2 protein-coding genes are annotated in these 855 nt (G+C 72.7%); both read left to right on the top strand.

The window, feature by feature from the left end; all coding sequences use genetic code 11:
* Window positions 1-83 precede the first annotated feature (83 nt).
* Window positions 84-584, top strand: coding sequence for a hypothetical protein (locus ACSNOH_RS34950; RefSeq protein WP_436725467.1), 501 nt, complete (start codon window positions 84-86; stop codon window positions 582-584).
* A 34-nt stretch (window positions 585-618) separates the two neighbouring features.
* A partial coding sequence (locus ACSNOH_RS34945; RefSeq protein WP_436725466.1) for a tetratricopeptide repeat protein occupies window positions 619-855 on the top strand: 237 nt, incomplete at its 3' end.

Raw genomic sequence — 855 nt, 5'->3', positions numbered from 1 at the left:
CCCCTCGGCCGCCCTTCCCCCCGGCCCCCGTCGGTGGGAAACTGCCGCGTATGCGGGCATGGGGGCGCCTACGGGGACGATCGGTGCTGTGTGCAGCTGGTGCGGTGGTGTGCGCGGGCACCGCGGCGGTGGGGCTCGTCGGCTGCCGGCAGGAGGGCCCCGGCGGGCTGGACTCCGTCGTCGTCGCCGTGAACGCCGACAAACGGGCCACCGCCCGCCTTGAGCACGACGGATACCCCGTGCAGTGGCTCGCCTGCACCGGAAAGGCGGAGGATCCCGGCGTGACCGAGAAGGGGTCGCCGCGGCCCGTCACCGCCGTCGGCGTCGACTGCGACGGCCGCACCAGCGGCGGACAGAAGATCATCGTCTTCGGGCGGGTGACGGGCCTCTACGACGACTCCTGCGTCCAGGGGAAGTTCACCGCGAAGGTCGACGGCAAGACCGTCCTCACCGCGAGCGTCCTCGGCGACTGTTCGGGCAGCGGCGTCACCAACGGCGGTGGCGGAGGTGACAAGCCCACCGACAACAAGGGCGATGGCAAGGGCGACAAACAGTGGCAGGGCGGGCACCACCAGTCCAAGTAAAGAGCCGCCCCGCACCCCCGCTTACCCTTGGGCCATGCCCGAAGAGTCCCCGCTCATCAAGAGCCTGCGCGCTGCCGTCGACGCCGCGCCCGACGATGTGCCCCTGCGCCTGCACCTCGCCCAGCTCCTCCTCGAAGCGGGGCTCAACCAGGACGCGATTTCCCACGTCGCCGCGGCCCTGCAGCGGGAACCGGGCAACACCGAGGCGCAGGCGCTCATCGCCCGCGCCGTCGCCCCGCCGGTGACGGCCCCGGCCACGGCCCCGTCACCC

It is taken from the genome of Streptomyces sp. URMC 127, assembly GCF_051386535.1.
Lineage (GTDB): Bacteria > Actinomycetota > Actinomycetes > Streptomycetales > Streptomycetaceae > Streptomyces.
The sequence above is the reverse complement of the archived record's forward strand: the minus strand, read 5'-3'. Positions and strand labels throughout refer to the sequence as shown.